This is a genomic window from Neobacillus sp. OS1-2, from assembly GCF_030915505.1.
In the GTDB taxonomy this organism is placed as follows: Bacteria; Bacillota; Bacilli; order Bacillales; family Cytobacillaceae; genus Neobacillus.
Genome location: NZ_CP133265.1, coordinates 1,343,098 through 1,360,884, shown reverse-complemented (window position 1 = coordinate 1,360,884; position 17,787 = coordinate 1,343,098). Strand labels below are relative to the sequence as shown.

General features: G+C 41.1%; 18 protein-coding genes and 1 riboswitch. Of the genes, 11 read left to right on the top strand and 7 right to left on the bottom strand.

Going from position 1 to position 17,787, the window contains the following annotated elements; translation table 11 throughout:
* Positions 1-12: 12 nt before the first annotated feature.
* From RCG19_RS06750 to RCG19_RS06725, 6 genes are all read left to right on the top strand, one after another.
* Entirely contained in the window at positions 13-1,125 is a 1,113-nt protein-coding gene (locus RCG19_RS06750) for an ABC transporter permease (RefSeq protein WP_308110191.1), read from the top strand.
* Positions 1,125-2,270: an ABC transporter permease gene (locus RCG19_RS06745; RefSeq protein WP_308110190.1), complete on the top strand. Its 1,146-nt coding sequence runs from the start codon at positions 1,125-1,127 to the stop codon at positions 2,268-2,270. The genes RCG19_RS06750 and RCG19_RS06745 overlap by 1 nt, the downstream gene beginning before the upstream one ends.
* A gap of 335 nt (positions 2,271-2,605) precedes the next feature.
* Positions 2,606-3,232: a metal-dependent hydrolase gene (locus tag RCG19_RS06740; protein ID WP_308110189.1), complete on the top strand. Its 627-nt coding sequence runs from the start codon at positions 2,606-2,608 to the stop codon at positions 3,230-3,232.
* A 73-nt stretch (positions 3,233-3,305) separates the two neighbouring features.
* On the top strand, positions 3,306-3,626 hold the full coding sequence (locus tag RCG19_RS06735) for a YbjQ family protein (protein ID WP_166240444.1): 321 nt from the start codon (positions 3,306-3,308) through the stop codon (positions 3,624-3,626).
* A complete protein-coding gene (locus tag RCG19_RS06730) occupies positions 3,626-3,850 on the top strand; it encodes a hypothetical protein (RefSeq protein ID WP_308110188.1) in 225 nt (74 codons plus the stop codon). The genes RCG19_RS06735 and RCG19_RS06730 overlap by 1 nt, the downstream gene beginning before the upstream one ends.
* Positions 3,851-4,144: 294 nt before the next feature.
* A complete protein-coding gene (locus RCG19_RS06725) occupies positions 4,145-4,777 on the top strand; it encodes an AmiS/UreI family transporter (RefSeq protein WP_308110187.1) in 633 nt (210 codons plus the stop codon).
* 253 nt (positions 4,778-5,030) lie between these two features.
* Here RCG19_RS06725 and RCG19_RS06720 read toward each other — a convergent pair whose 3' ends face one another.
* The 5 genes from RCG19_RS06720 to RCG19_RS06700 form a co-directional block, all read right to left on the bottom strand.
* Positions 5,031-5,291 (bottom strand): DUF4176 domain-containing protein, encoded by a 261-nt coding sequence (locus RCG19_RS06720; protein ID WP_308110185.1) that lies wholly within the window; start codon positions 5,289-5,291, stop codon positions 5,031-5,033.
* Positions 5,284-5,961 (bottom strand): hypothetical protein, encoded by a 678-nt coding sequence (locus RCG19_RS06715; RefSeq protein ID WP_308110184.1) that lies wholly within the window; start codon positions 5,959-5,961, stop codon positions 5,284-5,286. The genes RCG19_RS06720 and RCG19_RS06715 overlap by 8 nt, the downstream gene beginning before the upstream one ends.
* Positions 5,962-5,976: 15 nt before the next feature.
* Positions 5,977-6,729, bottom strand: a complete 753-nt coding sequence (locus RCG19_RS06710) for a hypothetical protein (protein ID WP_308110183.1) — start codon at positions 6,727-6,729, stop codon at positions 5,977-5,979.
* Positions 6,730-6,764: 35 nt separating this feature from the next.
* On the bottom strand, positions 6,765-7,844 hold the full coding sequence (locus RCG19_RS06705) for a hypothetical protein (protein WP_308110182.1): 1,080 nt from the start codon (positions 7,842-7,844) through the stop codon (positions 6,765-6,767).
* 79 nt (positions 7,845-7,923) lie between these two features.
* Positions 7,924-8,211, bottom strand: coding sequence for a hypothetical protein (locus tag RCG19_RS06700; protein WP_308110181.1), 288 nt, complete (start codon positions 8,209-8,211; stop codon positions 7,924-7,926).
* A gap of 313 nt (positions 8,212-8,524) precedes the next feature.
* A riboswitch (SAM riboswitch) is annotated at positions 8,525-8,630 on the top strand.
* Positions 8,631-8,791: 161 nt separating this feature from the next.
* Between RCG19_RS06700 and RCG19_RS06695 the strand changes: the two genes are divergently transcribed.
* Genes RCG19_RS06695 through RCG19_RS06685 form a run of 3 tightly spaced genes read left to right on the top strand, consistent with a single transcriptional unit; the run spans position 8,792 to position 11,314 of the window.
* Positions 8,792-9,805 carry a methionine ABC transporter ATP-binding protein gene (locus RCG19_RS06695; protein WP_308110180.1) on the top strand — a complete coding sequence of 338 codons (1,014 nt, stop codon included), beginning with the start codon at positions 8,792-8,794 and terminating at the stop codon, positions 9,803-9,805.
* Positions 9,795-10,469, top strand: a complete 675-nt coding sequence (locus tag RCG19_RS06690) for a methionine ABC transporter permease (protein ID WP_308110179.1) — start codon at positions 9,795-9,797, stop codon at positions 10,467-10,469. The genes RCG19_RS06695 and RCG19_RS06690 overlap by 11 nt, the downstream gene beginning before the upstream one ends.
* A gap of 17 nt (positions 10,470-10,486) precedes the next feature.
* Positions 10,487-11,314 (top strand): MetQ/NlpA family ABC transporter substrate-binding protein, encoded by an 828-nt coding sequence (locus RCG19_RS06685; RefSeq protein ID WP_308110943.1) that lies wholly within the window; start codon positions 10,487-10,489, stop codon positions 11,312-11,314.
* Positions 11,315-11,427: 113 nt separating this feature from the next.
* Here the strand turns inward: RCG19_RS06685 and RCG19_RS06680 are convergent, their stop codons facing one another.
* Positions 11,428-11,910, bottom strand: a complete 483-nt coding sequence (locus RCG19_RS06680; protein WP_308110178.1) for a DUF6376 family protein — start codon at positions 11,908-11,910, stop codon at positions 11,428-11,430.
* Between the two features lie 221 nt (positions 11,911-12,131).
* Between RCG19_RS06680 and kynU the strand changes: the two genes are divergently transcribed.
* Positions 12,132-13,415 (top strand): kynureninase, encoded by a 1,284-nt coding sequence (gene kynU / locus RCG19_RS06675; RefSeq protein WP_308110177.1) that lies wholly within the window; start codon positions 12,132-12,134, stop codon positions 13,413-13,415.
* 77 nt (positions 13,416-13,492) lie between these two features.
* Here the strand turns inward: kynU and RCG19_RS06670 are convergent, their stop codons facing one another.
* A complete protein-coding gene (locus tag RCG19_RS06670; RefSeq protein ID WP_308110176.1) occupies positions 13,493-14,323 on the bottom strand; it encodes a TetR/AcrR family transcriptional regulator in 831 nt (276 codons plus the stop codon).
* 91 nt (positions 14,324-14,414) lie between these two features.
* Here RCG19_RS06670 and RCG19_RS06665 point away from each other — a divergent pair, with 91 nt between their 5' ends.
* A complete protein-coding gene (locus tag RCG19_RS06665; protein WP_308110175.1) occupies positions 14,415-17,501 on the top strand; it encodes an efflux RND transporter permease subunit in 3,087 nt (1,028 codons plus the stop codon).
* Positions 17,502-17,787 lie beyond the last annotated feature (286 nt).

Genomic DNA, 17,787 nt, shown 5'->3' with positions numbered 1-17,787 from the left:
GGGGGATTACCTTTGAATATACTTCATATCGCCTGGAAGGGGATCAAATCAGACTTCCGGGATAGAAGAACCTTGTTTTTTATGTTAGCCTTTCCGATTCTCTTAATACTTGTTCTTGGAACGGCCTTGTCGAACACGTTTACAAGCAGTCTTCCTGTGGATGATCTCCACGTTTTATATAAAGATACGACACAAGAAGGAAGCTTTCAGCAGTTTAGGGCTGGCGCTGAAGCATCTGGGATTCATTTCAAGAAAGCCGCCGATAATATGGACGGAAAAAAAGAAGTGAAGCAAGATACCTATGATGGATATATAGAAGTGAGTGATAAAGGTGTACAGTTGTATATCAACAATGGAAATAGTATTAACGCGAATATCCTCCAAGGCATGCTCACTGCCTATGTTGATAAATTCAATATTGCTTTTGAAATTAGGAAGACTGCTCCTGATAAATTGGAGGAGGCCTTTACGAGTGGAACCCAGGCAAATTTTATTAAGGAGACCTCTCTAAATCCCGAAAAGAAGCCGGGGTCGTTGGATTATTATGCGATTGCCATTACGACGATGATTGTTCTGTACGGAGCGATGTCAGCGAGCTCGTTAATTGTTGGTGAGCGCGTTAGAAAGACAGCCGATCGTCTGATTGCCGCACCAGTAAGGAAAAGCGAAATCTTTATCGGAAAAGTGTTAGGGAGTCTCATTAGTAATGGGTTGTGTGTCATATTAGTCATTCTGTTTAGCAAACTATTTTTCAAGGCCAACTGGGGGAACCATCTGGGGCTGGTATTTCTAGTGCTGCTTTCTGAGGTGGTGCTTGCGGTTAGTATCGGAATCGGTCTTAGTTTCCTAGCGAAAACAAGTGGGGCACCTCAAGTCATCATTATGTTATTTGTGCAGCTATCATCCTTTTTTGGCGGGGCCTATTTTAAAATTGAAAATCCCGAGGGAATTTTTAAGCTCATTACCGACCTTTCACCGTTAACTTGGATGAATACAGCTATAACGAAAATCATTTATGCAAATGACTTTGCTGCCGCCATTCCGGCGATCGGTATCAATCTGATTGGATCATTCTTATTGTTACTAGTGGCAATCATCTCACTGCAAAGGAGGGAGGGGTTATAATGAAGGATATCCTCTGGCTTATCCAAAACACATTACAAGGTACGTTTCGAAAAAAGAAAAACATTATTATGTATCTATTTATGCCATTAATCGGAATTTTTATTTCGCTGCTCGTCTATGGCGGTGATCAAAAAATGCTCCTGCATGTCGGCGTAGTCAACCAGGATAAAAGTGAGATTACCACAGATACGATCCAGTTTTTAGCAGGGTTAGAGAATGTGAAGATGACGGAAATGAAAGCCGGGAACGTTCAGAAAGAAATTGTCTCCGGTAAGCTCGACAGCGTCATTACCTTTGAAAAGGGGTATTCGGACAGTGTCTTGGCGGGAAGCCCTGACCATATCCAAATTACCTCCATCAAAGGTGCTCAAGTTACAGGATTCGTAAAATCCTATTTATATCAATATATCGAAAATATCTCGACGATTAGCCGTGCGGCAGATGGAAATCAACAAACTTTTCGGCAAATGGTTCAGGACTACCAGCAATCGGCCTTTAAGCTCGAGACACATTCATTAGCGGATACATCGAAAAATAAGAACATGACAAATCAAACGATTGGTTTTTTAATCATGATCATGCTGATGTCAGCAACCAATCTGTCCGAGATCATATTGCTGGAAAAAGAAAAACGCACCTATTTTCGGTTATTATCGACACCGATTAATGCTAGAAAATTTTTACTGGCGAATGTGCTGGTGAACATGATTGTAATGTGCATTCAAGTTGTGATTACATTAACTGTCATGAAAATCGTCTTTCATATTGGCCTGAATATGGCTTATTGGGAAGCGGCAGTCGTCATGTTCCTGTTTTCCTTGATTGCCGTCGGGCTATCGCTCGTCATGATCTCGCTTTCAAACAGCCGCAGTGCCGCAAGTGCCCTGCAAAACTTAATTATCACACCAACTGTGATGCTTTCCGGATGCTTCTGGCCTGTGGAAGTAATGCCAACTTCACTGCAAAAAATAGCCAACTTCCTACCGCAGCGATGGACACTTGATACCTTAACCAAACTGCAGGAAGGCCATTCGTTTAGCGAGTTATCTTTACATCTGCTGATTCTCATTGCCTTTGCGGCTGCCTTCTTCTTAATTGCCGTCTACAAATTCAGCAGAAATAATACCACACAGAATTTTGTCTGATTTGCTGGAAATTTGATTATTATAACAAGAAGATGCGCTGCCGGCTTTTATCCGACAGCGTTTTTTCAATTAGTCGAAAGCCGAAGATTTCCTGGGAGATTTTGAAGGATTTCGGACTTGTTTGTAGAAAATTAGTAGTTATTCGAGACTAAATCAAGCAGAGGAGTAACAAATTTTGCTTAACAGCTGGAGTGGAAATATTGGTCCTTTTTTGCTTGCATCCATTCCAAACGTAAATTCCCTCTAAACAGAACAAATGTTTTGGTGTAAACTAAATATAGTGTGGTGTTTTTATGAAATAACCACAACAATTTTATTTAGAGGTGAACATACAATTGAATGGTACAGCACATGCGGCAATTGGAGCAGCTGCGGGATTTATCGTTGCCAACCAGTTTCAATCTACTCCCTCAACCACCCTCTTATTAGTCGGATTAGGAGGAATATCTGCTTTAATCCCTGATCTTGACATTGATGGGAGTCTTCGCGGCAAAATCACTTTATCACATAAGGTAATTCGGACGGCTGCTCAGCTAATTGGGGCTCTTATGATCTTTTATAGTTTTTTTGAGGGTGGAGCGACAGAAAAATGGGTTGGGGTAGGCATTGGATTGGCAATTATAGGAGTAGCCTCGAAAATCAAGCAAAAGCATATGTTAACAATCACGGGAATTGGTGTACTTGCGGGGGGCGTCTCCTTACAAGAACTATGGTTGATCCTACTTGGAATTTATATTTTAATTGCGTCCTTTGTATCGCACCGCAGCTATACCCATTCGCTATTGGGAGTCATCTTCTTTGGGATTATCGCATCCAAATTAGAGGTATCGCTTGGAATTAGTGGTATCTTTTATACCTGCCTAGCCGGTTACATCAGTCATTTGCTGGCAGATCTTAAAATCCTACCCTTTAATAAACGGGGAATTAAACTATTTTTACCTGTTTCTTCTAAAGAAATCTAGCGACTTTCTGCACTGTTTTGATGATGAATAGGAATTGAACACAACCAAAAATATAATGATGGAGGTGATTATTGTGTTAGTGGTTACCACTGAAAAAGTTGAAGGCTACAAAGTTGTAGAAATAAAAGGACCTGTATTCGGACTGATTGTTAGAAGCAGAGGGATTGGCGGCGATATTATGGCAGGTTTAAAATCGCTAGTAGGCGGAGAAATCAAGCAGTATACAGCGATGCTTGAAGATTCAAGAAAAGAAGCCTTGGACCGTATGATTAAAAATGCCAACCAAATGGGTGCAAATGCGATAGTGATGATGAGATTTGATTCTGGTGAAATCGGCAAAAATATGAGTGAAATTGTGGCATATGGAACGGCTGTTATTGTGGAGGCAATTTAATGAAGTTCGTCATTAGTTTCTATGCCATAGAAATAATTATCGTTATCTTTTGCATCCTCCTTGGCTACTTTATTTACGACAAACGGTTTAACCGAAATCATGGTATAAAAGTTCCGGATGGATTCCAATCGACAGAGGAAATAAATATTGACCCCGTAACGGGTGAAAAAACCAGAGTATATTATAACCCTGATACAGGTGAACGTTTTTATAAAAATGAATAAAGTAGGGGACGACCACAAGTGTCAGGCTCCATCCAGTTAAAATGGGTGGGGCCTGGCACCTTTTTGGTTCTTAACGCTTATAGGACGATTATGGAGATAATGGAAATAAGTTAATTTTACATTTTTTCAAATCTGGCTTAACATATGTTCATGACGTGTGCTATAGTTACTTTGAAAAATGAAATATAAAGATTTGATGATCACTATTATGATAAAATTTTGTTTGAAAGGGCAATTTCTTTTCTTCATCAAGAAGAGAAACTGCCTTTTCCTTTTTTAAAGGAGTGGAATGCAGTGAGCTATGTGGGTTTATTTCTATCGGGTGCTGTCTTATTTTTAAACAGTCTTATGTTGTTAGGGAAGGCAGATGGGAAGAGTGTTGGCGTTTTTAATATTTTCGTAGGAAGTATTCAAGTTATTATTCCATTTTATTTACTCATGGTTTCGGATCAAACTAATTGGGAACTTTATAATGATGCGGCCATTTTCTTATTTGGCTTGACTTACTTATATGTAGGAACCACTGCATTGAAGGGATTCGAGGGCAATGGTCTCGGTTGGTTCTGCTTATGGGTTGCCATTATTGCAGTCGTTTACACCATAACTTCAATTGTCCACTTTCATGATGTAGTGAGTGCCTTAACATGGGGAATGTGGTCATTTTTGTGGTTTCTCTTCTTTTTATCAAATGCGCTGAAAAAGAAAATTGATTCTTATCTCGGAATCGTTGCCTTCGTGCAGTCATGGGTCACACTAACGATCCCCGCGCTGCTTTACTTTTTAGGTGTATGGAATACGCCATCTATGGCCCGAATCTGGACGTACGTTTTAATTCTTTCACTCCTCTCATTTGTTGCTGCCAGCCTATTTAAAAAGAAAATTGCCTTCAAGAAGGAACCTGAAGTGAAAGAGATATCAGCCGCTTAGGAGCAAAGGATTGAATCCTTTGCTTTTCTTTATGAGGAAGTCGGGGCATTGACACAATATCGGTGAAGACGGAAACAATTGAATTGAAAACGACAACATCATTTCATATAAGCGAAAATCCCCCTTGTTATCTTAGTCATTCGCTGCTTTTCACCAATTTGGGGCAGAGACGATTGGGAGCGACCGAGGGACTAAGCCCTATGACGTTCGAAGAGCAAATTCAGCCCCAATGGGGATTTTTTCAAATTCCTATTTAATCGTTTTCGGACAAATTCTCCTTTACAAATTCAAACTCTTCTTCATCCTGATAGCCAATAAAATAAATTTTTTCTATTTGGTCATGATTAAATAAATACATGTATTGTTCGTTAATATTACCTTCGGGGTAAAGACAGGCAATGTAATCCCAAATTTTGTTGGTATTCAGTTCCTGTTGCTTGCGGCCGTAGATCATCACCCTTTTAGTGCCGCCTTCTAAGAGGACAACAGAACCAATCGGTAAATACTTATCCATTATTTTTCGTTCCTTTCGTCTTTGATCGACGTATAACAATCATCATTGCGCAGCCGATATATCCGAACCCAACTGAACCAGCTAAAATTTCATAGGAATCCTTTACTGAATCAGGATTGGTAAAAATCTTGTTCATGATCACTATCATAATGATATAGGCCATGATGACCAGTCCAATTCCGAGGACACTTGCCCAAACATAAGCCTTCGCCGTTTTGATTTCCCGGTTTAATACTTTTGGTGATGAGAGGATAAATAGGAGTACTGACAAAATAGAGATAATAATCAAATACTCTAGTAATGAAAAGGAGAAGTAATGAACCTCTTCGACAATTGTTCCCTCTTCTACACCAGCTGTATACAAAATATTTGCGGTTAAGAAAAGCAGGATGCTAACTAGGATACAATATACGGAGCTGAAAATCCCCATCTGCCTGTTGAGCCTTATGTTATTTCGCAGCCAAAATCCATAAATAAAAAGACCTAAACTTACCAATAGCACAATATACACTGAAATAAGTAAAGACTGATTTGGGATAACATTTGAATATTGAAAGCAGACTAATGCGAAAAAAGCCGTAATGGCAAATAAAACCACATTTATGAAAAGTATATTTTTCTTAAATGTATCGTTTGGGGATGGAGACGTTTTTGATTGCTTTGTTTTCATCTGGTTTCTCTCTTTCTAAAACGCTAGTATTGTCTTAATTAATTTGTTAGGAGGACATTGAAGTAATGCGGTCATTTCCTTTTCTTCCGTGTAAATCATTTTAACCAGTGTAAGTATACCGGAATCATTAACTATTTTCGTGATGATCGTTCCAGTCCCGCCTATTCTCTCCGTGAGAACGGATAGACCTTCATGTTGATGGGCTGAATTTAATAAAGAAATACAAGTCTCGAAGCTTACTTGTTTAATGGTGCAAAGATCGCTGATTTTGGCAATTTCACTGTTGTTATACCAACCAAGAAGAGTATCAAATTGACTAGTAGGGAGTTGAAGTGAAAAGTATTCAAAAGGGGGTGGTGAGGCGGCCATTTCCATACTCATGTTGGCTAAAAAGTCATGGGAAAAATCTTCCTCGCCCTCAAAGTGTTTAAGAGAAAAACCAATATCCTCTTTTTTTAATAGTGACCTATCCTCTCCATGTAAATAAAAGACGGACTGAATCTCTTCTTCTTGAATAATTGAGATCATGGTGTCGGCACCAAACATGGATACTAATGATTCTATAAGACTAGTATCCAAAATAACATTTCCAAGTACATCTGTACGAAGAAGTCCTTTTGAACGAAAGCTTTCGGTAAATAGCTGCCATTCATTTTGGATCTGAACCTTTGTCCTATCATTGAATGGATCATCTACAATTAATGGTAATGGATGATGAAAAATAAGACTTAGAAAACCTATATCATATTTTGAAAAATTATAAACCATTTTCTTCACTCCTTACTGGTGGTTACGAACCATTACTAGCCTGCACCTGTTACTGGCTTTGGTTTATCCTTGAATAAATTCCCGAACCACCTTGATGCACCTTTGGCTGCATTTCCAACGGCATCAACCCCTATTTCAACGCCATCCCCAATGACATCCAATGTTGACTTTTTATTTTTCCCAGAACCCCATATGTTTAAATTTAAACCCTTGTCGATGACATAGGAACTAATGGCTGCAACTCCGGCACCAACGACAGCACCAACGGCTGTCCCAACTCCCGGTGCAATGACCGTCCCGATTGCAGCCCCGAATTTTGCCCCAACAACTGCTACAGCAGCCACTTCTGCACCTTTCACCCCAGCGTTGATCACTTTTCTTTTTGTTGACACAGAAGTATCTGTTGTGAGTTCTTTATACACTTGAGCAGCGCCGGTGATTAATGCTCCTGCCACTCCTACCTTCCCAGCAATTTTTAAACCTTTATCTATATTTACTAGCTTTGACACATTGGGATATCTGCCGTTTTTGACGTTTTCTATCGTGTATCTTCTCGCTAGTCCCTCGCCGCCTTTATAGAATTCACTATTCAAAACCTTGAGGTATCTACCGTCCTTAAAAAACTTTGGCATCTTGTAATATTTCGAGACTAAGGAAGCGGAGAAGCCTCCTAAAAGCAGCTCGCTGGCTAGTCCGCCTTCATCATTTGTAAGGGCTTCAATAATGCCGTTACGCCATTGTTCCCATTGACTATCAGATTTAGACACATGTTTCTGCCTGGCAGCAGCACCGCCCTTTTGACTGTCCATAATGACACGATCGATCCCGAGCAAAGCTGCAGCCTTGCCATCTACTTTTCTTTCAGCTGATATGTATTGGTTAATCGATTCCTCCATGAAGGACTTCAGTTTGTTTAATTGACTTTCAGCGTCTTGAATATCCTGAACAATTGTGTTCAGTTTTTGCCCAATAGATCTTCGGGACAGGATTTTACTGCTGATTTGATTCCTTAATGAGGACACACTTTGTTTAACATCTGAAATACTTGATTTATCTCTTTCTAAATTGCTTTGATACCCTTTTATCGTACTTACGTTTATTTTGATTTGATCCAAAGAAATCCCCTCTCTAAGTAAATCATGTATTTTGTGGTACCGAGAAATATATTGCACCATTCGTCCAGCTAATTACCTCTTATAGTGATTTTGCAGCCGCCTTTTCTTTCGCTATTTCTTCATTTCTAATTTCATGTGTAGTGCGGGCAATATCTTCACCAATCTCATCTAGCGTTTGCGATATTGAATAAAACTTCTTACTAAGATGGTCAATCGCATTGTTTATGTACGTTGCTTCCGTTGCCTGCCAATGGACAGTTAAATTGCCTTTATAGGTTTCCATGCTCTTTTTTATATCTTGCAGTTTATCTGCATATTGGCTTAACCTTCTCGCCTGTGAGACAGCCTGGTCAACATCAAATCCCATATGGTCACCTCTCGATTAATTAAAAAAACCGCTACGTAATTTATTTAAATGGTGGTAAAAGATGGAACTATCAAGATTATAAGAAAACTACACCCTTTTGTCACGGGGTCAATAACAAAATGGTGCTTTAGGATGAGTATTCAAAAAAGGAAGCAGGGGACGGTTCTTTTGCTTCAAAAAGTTTTTAAAACCCACTTTGTAGATTGATATAACAGGAATGGAAGCGTTTTATTGCAGTAGAATACTATTTTCTGATGATTGACAAAATAAACATAGATGAGTAATATCTAAACTATCTTACTAAACTCAATTTAACTTATCGAGAGCGACCGAGGGACTAGGCCCTATGACGTCCGGCAACCCCCACTTCGGGAAGGTGCCAATTCCTGCAGAATGACCTTCATTCTGAAAGATAAGTCGAAATATTTCTTTGTATTTCGATGCCCCTTTCAGGTGAAAGGGGCATTTTATTATTTCTAAAAAATAATGACAATAAGAAATGCCCAAGTGCGCTGGAGCTGGACAATTCTCAAAGTCGAAAATCTTATACTTTCTAATCTTTTGAAAAAGAGGTCATCCTATGATTGAAATTCAGAATCTTACAAAGATTTACAAAACAAAGCATGGCACGGTTAAGGGTGTCGATGCGGTATCATTAACCATTCAAAAAGGCGAAATTTACGGGATAGTCGGCTATTCCGGTGCCGGAAAAAGTTCGCTCTTGCGTTGTATCAATTTGCTAGAGCGGCCTACTACAGGCGCTATTACCGTCGATGGAACTGACCTTACCTCATTAAAAGGCGAGAAGCTTCGCTTAGCAAGGTTAAAAATCGGGATGATTTTTCAACACTTTTATTTAATCAGTCAAAAAACCGTGTTTGAGAATATTGCTTTTTCCCTGAAGGCTGCCAACTATCCGAAGAGTGAAATCAAAGAACGGGTCGAAGAACTGCTTGCAACCGTAGGATTGACGGATAAACGGGATGTGTATCCGGCGCAATTGAGCGGCGGGCAAAAACAACGGGTGGGAATTGCGCGGGCACTTGCCAATAACCCCAAGGTGCTCTTGTGTGATGAAGCCACTTCTGCACTAGATCCAACGACAACTAAATCGATTTTGACTCTATTGAAAAAAATCAATAAAGAACTCGATATCACCATTGTCTTAATTACCCATGAGATGAATGTGGTTAAGGAAATTTGCCACCGGATGGCGATTATGCAAGAGGGACGGGTCATTGAAGAGGGACCGGTTTATGACTTATTTGCCAGCCCTCAGGCTGCACTGACAAAAGAGTTTATCGAAAGTGTTGTTTCCTTTGATGTTCCGGAGGCTATTTTAAAAAATTGCCAGGGTCCTATCATTAAAGTGACCTTCAAAGGAAAAGTCGCAGGCGAGGGCGTTATTTCCGATATGCTGCAGCAATTTAAGGTAAAAGGGAACTTCCTTCATGGTTCGATTGAGTACATTCAGGAATTGCCGCTTGGTATCTTTATTATGGAACTGAATGGTCAGAAGGAGGAAGTACGTACGGCACTTCGGTATATCGAGGACCGTGCAGCGCAAGTGGAGGTGTTACGTGATGGGTATTGATTTCAATCATCTGATCGAACTGATTCCCGATATCAATACAGCCTTTTTACAGACGATTTATATGATTGCTATTTCACTGGCGATTGCGATTATCATCGGTTTGCCTGTGGGGATTCTCTTATATGTCACTGATAAAGGCTTGTTTTTGCAAAATGGTGCAGTCCAGGTTTGCATGGGCTTTCTCGTCAATTTAATCCGATCGATTCCGTTTATTATCCTGTTGGTTGCGTTAATTCCGCTAACGAACCTTATCGTTGGAACAACGATTGGACCAACCGCGGCAAGTGTTTCACTATCCGTGGCAGCCATTCCTTTTTTTGCCCGAATTGTTGAGACAGCGTTACGGGAGATTGATAAGGGCGTCATTGAAGCGGCAATTGCTGCCGGTGCTACCCCATGGATGATCATTAAAGATGTCCTGCTCCTTGAGGCAAGGTCGGGGATTATCTCCGGAATTACGTTGACCCTCATTAGTTTAATTGGCTTTTCGGCAATGGCCGGCACAGTCGGCGGCGGCGGAATCGGGGACTTAGCGATTCGTTTTGGCTACTATCGCTATGACAACACTATCATGATTGCCACTGTTGTCATATTAATTGTCTTAGTTCAGTTTGTTCAGCTTCTTGGGGATTTTATTGCCAAAGCTGTCGATAAAAGAAAATAGGAAAGAAGGAAATGATGATGAAAAAATGGTTTTTAGCAATGGTTTTACTTTTAGTCGTTGGAGCGTTAGCGGCTTGCGGCGGCAGTTCCGAAAGCAAGGACAAGGCAAGTGCCAAATCGAAGGATATTAAATTAGGGGCCACTGCTGGTCCGTATAGTGATATGTTGAAGAAAGCAATTGTACCAGGATTAGAGAAAAAGGGCTATAAAGTGGAGGTTGTCGAGTTTAGTGATTATATCCAACCAGACAAGGCATTAGATAATGGCGATATTCAAGCCAACCTATTCCAAAACTCAATCTACCTGGCAAGTTTTGCGAAAGAAAATAACATGGATTTATCTCCTTTGATTTCGGTTCCAACAGCACCAATGGGGATTTTTTCAAAAAAGTATAAATCATTAGATGAAGTAAAGGATGGGTCAACGGTGACCCTACCGAATGACCCAACGAATGCGGCCCGCGCGTTGAATACTCTCCGCGATGAAGGTTTGATTACAATCAATGAAAAAGCCGATCCGATTACTGTATCAGAGAAGGACATTACGGAAAACAAGAAAAACTTGAAATTCCAGCCGATTGAAGCAGGTCAACTGCCTCGTTCTGTTGACAGTGCCGATTTAGCTGCTGTTCCTGGAAACTTCGCCCTGGCTGCTAAGATGGACTTGCTTGACGCAATAGCGCTTGAAAATATGCTTAATCCATACCGCAATGTCGTTGCTGTCAAAACAGAAAATAAAGATACCCAGCTGGCAAAGGATATTAAAGCCGTTGTCGAATCGGCAGAGTTTGAAAAAATCATCGACGACCAATTCAAAGGATTTGGAAAACCGGACTGGATGAAATAATAAAGACAATCCCTTATTCTTATTGAATACCAAACGATAAAAGCTCTTCTCATCATGAGAGGAGCTTTTCATCTATAGTAATCGTAAATCCAGTGTATATGTTAGTAATGGTGTCAGGCACCATGTGAAGCGTTGAGCGTTTCCTTTACCTGGGTGCCTAGTCGATTGAGTTGTTTGATGGTGTTGGTGATTTCTTGGATGGGCTGAAGGAGTTCGCTGTTTTCAAGGAAGGAAGGGTCAAGTTTGCCGTCTTTTATGTGATGTAGGTACATGTCAATTTGGTCTGACAATAGATTGTTTTGTTCCATGAGCTCGTGATGGAAAGCAGCGACTGTTTCTGGTACGTCCAAGGTATCGAAGGATTCTGCGTCATCCTTCATTTGTTGAAGGGTTGTCTGAAGTTCATCTGCTGCTTGAGGGTCGTCTACAGCCTGCTGTAGGAGGACTGAGGTTTCATCGGCGAAAGTTACGACGTTGTCTAAATAATCTTTGGCATCGTTTACGTAATCAAGTGTGTCGTACGTATTGTTTAGGTAAGAACAGCCGCTTAAGAGGAATAAAAGACCAACAGAAAAAACAGGTAACCACCTTTTCATGAAAAACCCTCCGTTTCATTATACTCGGGGAAAATTACAGGCATAGTGAAGAAATGAATAGATTGGTATTATCACTATCATATGTGGGAACTTCTGTTAAGTTTCGTGATTTGCAACTGATTATTCTTTCGTCATAGGTAAAAATCTTTTAACATATATGCAAAGGAATAATATCCTAAATGGTGTCAGGCACCATTTAGCTTTAGGAAAGGAGGACTACGATGGAGGCAAATTTCTTACCAACAGCAGATTTTGCAAAACAATTAGATCAAGAGGATCCTCTTTCACGTTTTCGTGAGGAGTTTTATTTAAAGCCAGGTATGATTTATATGGATGGGAACTCCTTAGGACTTCTTTCGAGGAGGGCTGAAAAAACGCTCTTAGAATCCTTAGAGGATTGGAAGCAATATGGGATTGATGGCTGGACAAAGGGGAACCATCCATGGTTCTTTATGGCGGAGCAGCTGGGAGAAAAGCTGGCACCGTTAGTTGGGGCTTCCGCTGAAGAGGTCATTGTCACGGGTTCTACCACAGTTAATTTGCACCAGCTTGTCTCTACTTTCTACAAGCCGGAAGGGAAGCGCACAAAAATCCTAGCGGATGAACTCACATTTCCATCAGATATTTATGCATTACAAAGCCAGCTAAAGATTCATGGCTACGATCCGAATACACATCTCGTCCGTGTGAAAAGCCGCGATGGTCGCTTTATAGAAGAAGATGACATGATCGATGCGATGAACGATGAGATTGCGCTGATCGTCCTGCCGACAGTGCTGTATCGCAGCGGTCAAATAATAGACATGAAACGATTAACGAAAGAGGCGCATAAACGAGGGATTTTAATCGGTTTTGACGGCTGTCACTCCGTTGGTTCGGTTCCTCATTTCTTCAGCAAATGGGAGGTTGATTTCGCGTTTTGGTGCAATTATAAATATGTAAACGGCGGACCTGGCGGGGTGGGCGGTATATTTGTGAATCGCAAGCATTTTGGAAAAATGCCTGGTCTTGCCGGCTGGTTTAGTTCGAATAAAGACAAACAATTCGACATGGAGCATACCCTAACACCAGCTCACTCGGCAGGGGCGTTCCAAATTGGTACACCACATATTCTTAGCATGGCGCCATTAATCGGGTCGTTGGAAATGATTACAGAGGCAGGCATTCAGAATATCCGTGAAAAATCGCTTAAAATCACTCAGTATTTAATGGATGTAATCGATCATGAATTAGCGGGTATGAGCTTTTTTATTGGGACACCAAGAGAGGATGCGCGCCGCGGCGGACATGTAGGCCTTGAGCATCGTGAAGCTGCCCGAATTTGTAAGTCCTTGAAGGAAAATGGCATTATTCCTGATTTCCGGGCACCTAACATCATTCGCCTTGCCCCGGTGGCCCTATATACGTCCTACACTGAGGTATGGGAGGTCGTTCAAACTCTCAAAAAAATCATCATCGAAAAACAATATGAAAAATATAAAAATGAACGGGAAATTATCGCCTAAATTGGAAGATAGGAAATCACCAATCATAGGAAAAATCGAATAAGGCCGGCTTCCACATGAAACCGGTCGATTCATTTTTAAAATCCAAAATATTGCCGAAGCAAGAAAGAGATCCATTTACAATGGGGGTGTTTACGAATATTCTCGATTAAGCCTTTCACAACCGCAGGCGGCTGCGAAGGATCCAACAGCTCTTGCCGCAGCAGGAGTAAGGACTCCTTTTCAATAGACTCTTCCATTTCTTCGATCTTTTGCTCCATTATTATACCGAGCTGTTCTTTCGTTCCTTCTTCCTGCATGGGCTGCTTAAACATTTGGCCGAGCTCTTTTGTAACAAAGGGGATAGTCATATGGTGAGCTAGTAAGGATGTTTTTTCCACAAGCGACTCCGACAATACCTGTAAATCCAATGGCACATTATAGAACACAAATAACTGCGAATACATATTCATGAATCCCTTAATACAATACATTAAATCATATTTTGTCTCTTCGACCTCTTCAGCGTATAAACGTTCAACCAGCAGTAAGATATTGCTTTCAAGAAGTTTGTCGTAGTATTGCATTTTTAGAATCAGATCTTTGTTAAATGTTTGCGAATGCTCTTTCATGAGAACTTTGGCAAAATCAGAATGCTTTTGAAAGGCATAATAAATGGCATAATAAAATTGATATAAAAGTTGACTGTCTTCTGTATTTCTGACTATATAGTCAATATCAGCAATGATTTGCATCATAAATTGGTCGATTAAGGCGATGATCAATTCGTCCTTTGACTTGAAGGATAAGTAAAAGGCCCCTTTGGAAATCCCGCAATGTTCTGTTATCTGCTGAACGGATGTTGCTTCAAACCCTTGCTTAGCAAAAAGCTCCAGCGATTTTTCCATTATTAATTGTTTTTTCACCATTTATGGTCGCTCCTATTTCATTGACAAATGACTTGCTGGTCATTAGTATAAGTAATTGAGCTTAATAAGTCAATTTAGGGTAGGTGTAATAGTGAAAGGGTTAGTCAATTTTGTTTTGAAAAATAAATTAGCCGTCTGGCTGCTTACGATTATCATTACGGTATCTGGTATCTATTCAGGTACGCGAATGAATATGGAGACGATTCCAAATATCTCGATCCCATACTTAATGGTTATGGATGTCTATCCAGGAGCCACGCCTGAAAAGGTAATGAAAGAGGTGTCCATGCCGATTGAAAAAGCGGTAGAAGGCCTTGATCATGTGAAAGCTGTCTATTCTAATTCCAACGCAAACGTGTCGAGTATTCAAGTGGAATACGAGTACGGTATCGATATGGATGAAGCCAAACGGGAATTAAAGTCAGCGCTTGATTCCTTGAAATTGCCGGAAGGGGCACAAGAGCCGACAACAACTGCAATTAGCATGAATATGATGCCGGTTGTGGCGCTCAGTGTCAGCAGTTCAAAAGAGGATATTGTTGAATTAACATCAACCGTTGAGGAAAGCTTGCTTCCAAAAATCGAAAAAATCGAGGGTGTTGCGTCGGCAACGATTACCGGCCAGCATATTGAGGAAGTAGATCTTACCTATAACAAAGCGAAATTGGCTGAGTTTGGATTAACGGAAGATAAAGTGAAGCAAATGATTCAAGCAAGCAATATGGCTGTGTCACTTGGACTTTATGAGTTTAAAGCGGGGGAGCAGGCTGTTGCGATTGACGGCAAGTTCATGACTGCTGACGAATTAAAAAATATGCTGATTCCGGTCACACCAACAGCTGCCAGCCCATCACCATTTGTAAAGCTTAGCGATATCGCAACCATTGATACCGTTGGAAAAGTACAATCCATCTCCCGAACAAACGGGAAAGATGCGATTGCCATTCAGATTGTCAAAGGCCAGCAGGCAAACACAGTTGATGTAGTAAACAAGGTGAAAAAGGTAGTAAAAGAGGAAAAAGCAAAGGTTAGTGGCCTCGTCATTGATGTCACGCTTGACCAAGGGAAACCGATTGAAGAATCGGTGGCGACGATGATTGAAAAAGCAGTATTTGGCGGGCTAATTGCCGTCTTAATCATTCTTCTGTTCCTACGTGATTTTAAATCAACGATTATTTCAATCGTTTCGATTCCAGTTTCAATTTTCATGGCGTTATTGCTGTTGAACTGGATGGATATTACATTGAATATTATGACGCTTGGGGCGATTACGGTTGCCATTGGCCGGGTCATCGATGACTCGATTGTCGTCGTCGAAAATATATATCGAAGACTGCATTTAAAAGAAGAGAAATTAAACGGCCGTGCCCTTGTCCGTGAGGCCACGATTGAAATGTTCAAACCAATTATGTCCTCGACATTGGTAACAGTGGCGGTATTTGCGCCAATGATCTTTGTCGGCGGCATGGTTGGTGAATTGTTCGCACCGTTCGCTTTAACAATGGCGTTCGCGCTTGGGGCATCGTTACTCGTCGCGATTACCATCGTTCCGGCCCTATCACACTTCTTATTTAGGAAAAAGTTATATGGTGAGAAAACAACAAAACGCCATAAAGATGCCGGGGAATTAGCGAAATGGTACAAATGGTTCCTTGAAAAGACCCTTAATCATAAAGTGATAGCTTCCATCCTTGCGATTGTGTTATTAGCCGGAAGCTTGGCGTTAACACCGTTAATCGGCTTCAGCTTTATGGGCAGTGATGAGGAGAAAGTGATGTACTTAACGTACACACCAAAGGCAGGGGAATTGAAGGAAGATACATTGGAAAACGTTCAGGCAGTCGAAAATAAGATGCTAAAACGTAAAGATATTGATATCGTTCAAGTTTCCATAACCGAAGAAGGCGACCAAATGTCCGCTATGATGGGTGGCGGCGGAGGCGGAGCCTTAATGTATCTGATTTTTGACCCAGATATGGAGAACTTCTCAGAGGTGAAGGAAAAAATTGAAAAGGATGTAACCAGCCTTGATCAATCAGGCAAATGGAAGAGCCAGAATTTCGGCGCCATGTCGGGTTCCACTAATGAAGTTAGCTACACCCTTTACAGTGAAAATATAAACAAGCTAAATCAATCTGTGAAAAAAGTTGAGTCCGTACTGAAGAAACATGATGACTTAAAAGATGTGACTTCTAGTGCCGAGGACGCTTACGTCGAATATACTTTCCGTGTGGAACAGGCTAATTTACTGAAATACGGGTTAACAACGGGTCAGCTCGTGATGATGTTAAGTCCACAAAAAACACAGGATGTATTAACAACGGTTGAAAAGGACGGCAGCTCTCTAGATGTCATCGTGCAGCAGGAACAAGCAGCACAACCAGAATCAATCGATGACCTTTTAGCGAAACAAGTACCAACAGCCCTTGGCACCACTATGCCGCTTTCAGAGCTTGTTACGGTGAAAAAGGGAACAACGCAAAATACGCTTGCACGTAGTAAAGGTGAATACTACGCAACCGTTTCAGGAAAAATTAAGAGTACGGATATTTCCAAAGTAACGACTAAAGTTGGAAAAGAAGTAGATAAATTAGATTTACCAAAAGGTGTAACGGTCAGCGTTGCCGGAGTACAGGCAGATATGACCGAAACCTTTACACAGCTTGGTATTGCCATGGCAGCAGCGATTGCGATTGTGTACTTCATTCTTGTGGTTACCTTCCGTGAAGGTGTCGCGCCGTTTGCGATCTTATTCTCGTTACCGTTTGCGGTTATTGGATCTTTTGTTGGTTTGTTAATCGCCGGCGAAACCATTTCGGTATCTGTCATGATGGGTCTATTGATGTTAATCGGTATCGTCGTCACGAACGCCATCGTCCTAGTCGATCGGATTATTCATATGGAACGTGATGGATTGAGAATGCGTGAAGCGGTCCTAGAAGCAGGAGCAACGCGTCTTCGCCCAATTCTGATGACAGCCATTGCTACAATTGGTGCATTAATCCCATTAGCACTTGGCGCAGGCGGCGGCGGAGGATTAATCTCCAAAGGCCTCGCAGTTACCGTAATCGGCGGATTGACAAGTTCGACGTTATTAACGTTGATTGTTGTACCGATTGTGTATGAAATTTTATCGAAGATGTTTAAGAAGAATCGTCGAGAAGTGCAAGAGAACTAATTGCAATATAGATGAAAAACAGAGGGCAAAATGCCCTCTGTTTTTTGGTGCGCTTGGCAGCGCTTCGCTCTAATGGGTGAAAGTCCCTAACATGCCGTTGTGGCGGAAATGTATAGCTGACAGGTAGTGCGAGTATCGTGAGATTTCGTGCGGAGGACCTGAAGGCAAAACTCGGAACAGGTGGCTGAAACTATGTTGGCTCGTAAGATGGGATAACCCTGCCAAAAGTGGGAATGTCCAATACCACTCTGTATCTTATTAGTTATGAGGACTGGCTTCGAGTGAA

Coding starts and splice junctions, on each gene's coding strand:
- RCG19_RS06745 (WP_308110190.1), top strand. CDS start 1,125: ATGAAGGATATCCTCTGGCTTATCCAAAACACATTACAAGGTACGTTT.
- RCG19_RS06730 (WP_308110188.1), top strand. CDS start 3,626: ATGAAGTTCGTCATTAGTTTCTATGCCATAGAAATAATTATCGTTATC.
- RCG19_RS06720 (WP_308110185.1), bottom strand. CDS start 5,291: ATGGATAAGTATTTACCGATTGGTTCTGTTGTCCTCTTAGAAGGCGGC.
- RCG19_RS06715 (WP_308110184.1), bottom strand. CDS start 5,961: ATGAAAACAAAGCAATCAAAAACGTCTCCATCCCCAAACGATACATTT.
- RCG19_RS06710 (WP_308110183.1), bottom strand. CDS start 6,729: ATGGTTTATAATTTTTCAAAATATGATATAGGTTTTCTAAGTCTTATT.
- RCG19_RS06700 (WP_308110181.1), bottom strand. CDS start 8,211: ATGGGATTTGATGTTGACCAGGCTGTCTCACAGGCGAGAAGGTTAAGC.
- RCG19_RS06695 (WP_308110180.1), top strand. CDS start 8,792: ATGATTGAAATTCAGAATCTTACAAAGATTTACAAAACAAAGCATGGC.
- RCG19_RS06690 (WP_308110179.1), top strand. CDS start 9,795: ATGGGTATTGATTTCAATCATCTGATCGAACTGATTCCCGATATCAAT.
- RCG19_RS06685 (WP_308110943.1), top strand. CDS start 10,487: ATGAAAAAATGGTTTTTAGCAATGGTTTTACTTTTAGTCGTTGGAGCG.
- RCG19_RS06680 (WP_308110178.1), bottom strand. CDS start 11,910: ATGAAAAGGTGGTTACCTGTTTTTTCTGTTGGTCTTTTATTCCTCTTA.
- kynU (WP_308110177.1), top strand. CDS start 12,132: ATGGAGGCAAATTTCTTACCAACAGCAGATTTTGCAAAACAATTAGAT.
- RCG19_RS06670 (WP_308110176.1), bottom strand. CDS start 14,323: ATGGTGAAAAAACAATTAATAATGGAAAAATCGCTGGAGCTTTTTGCT.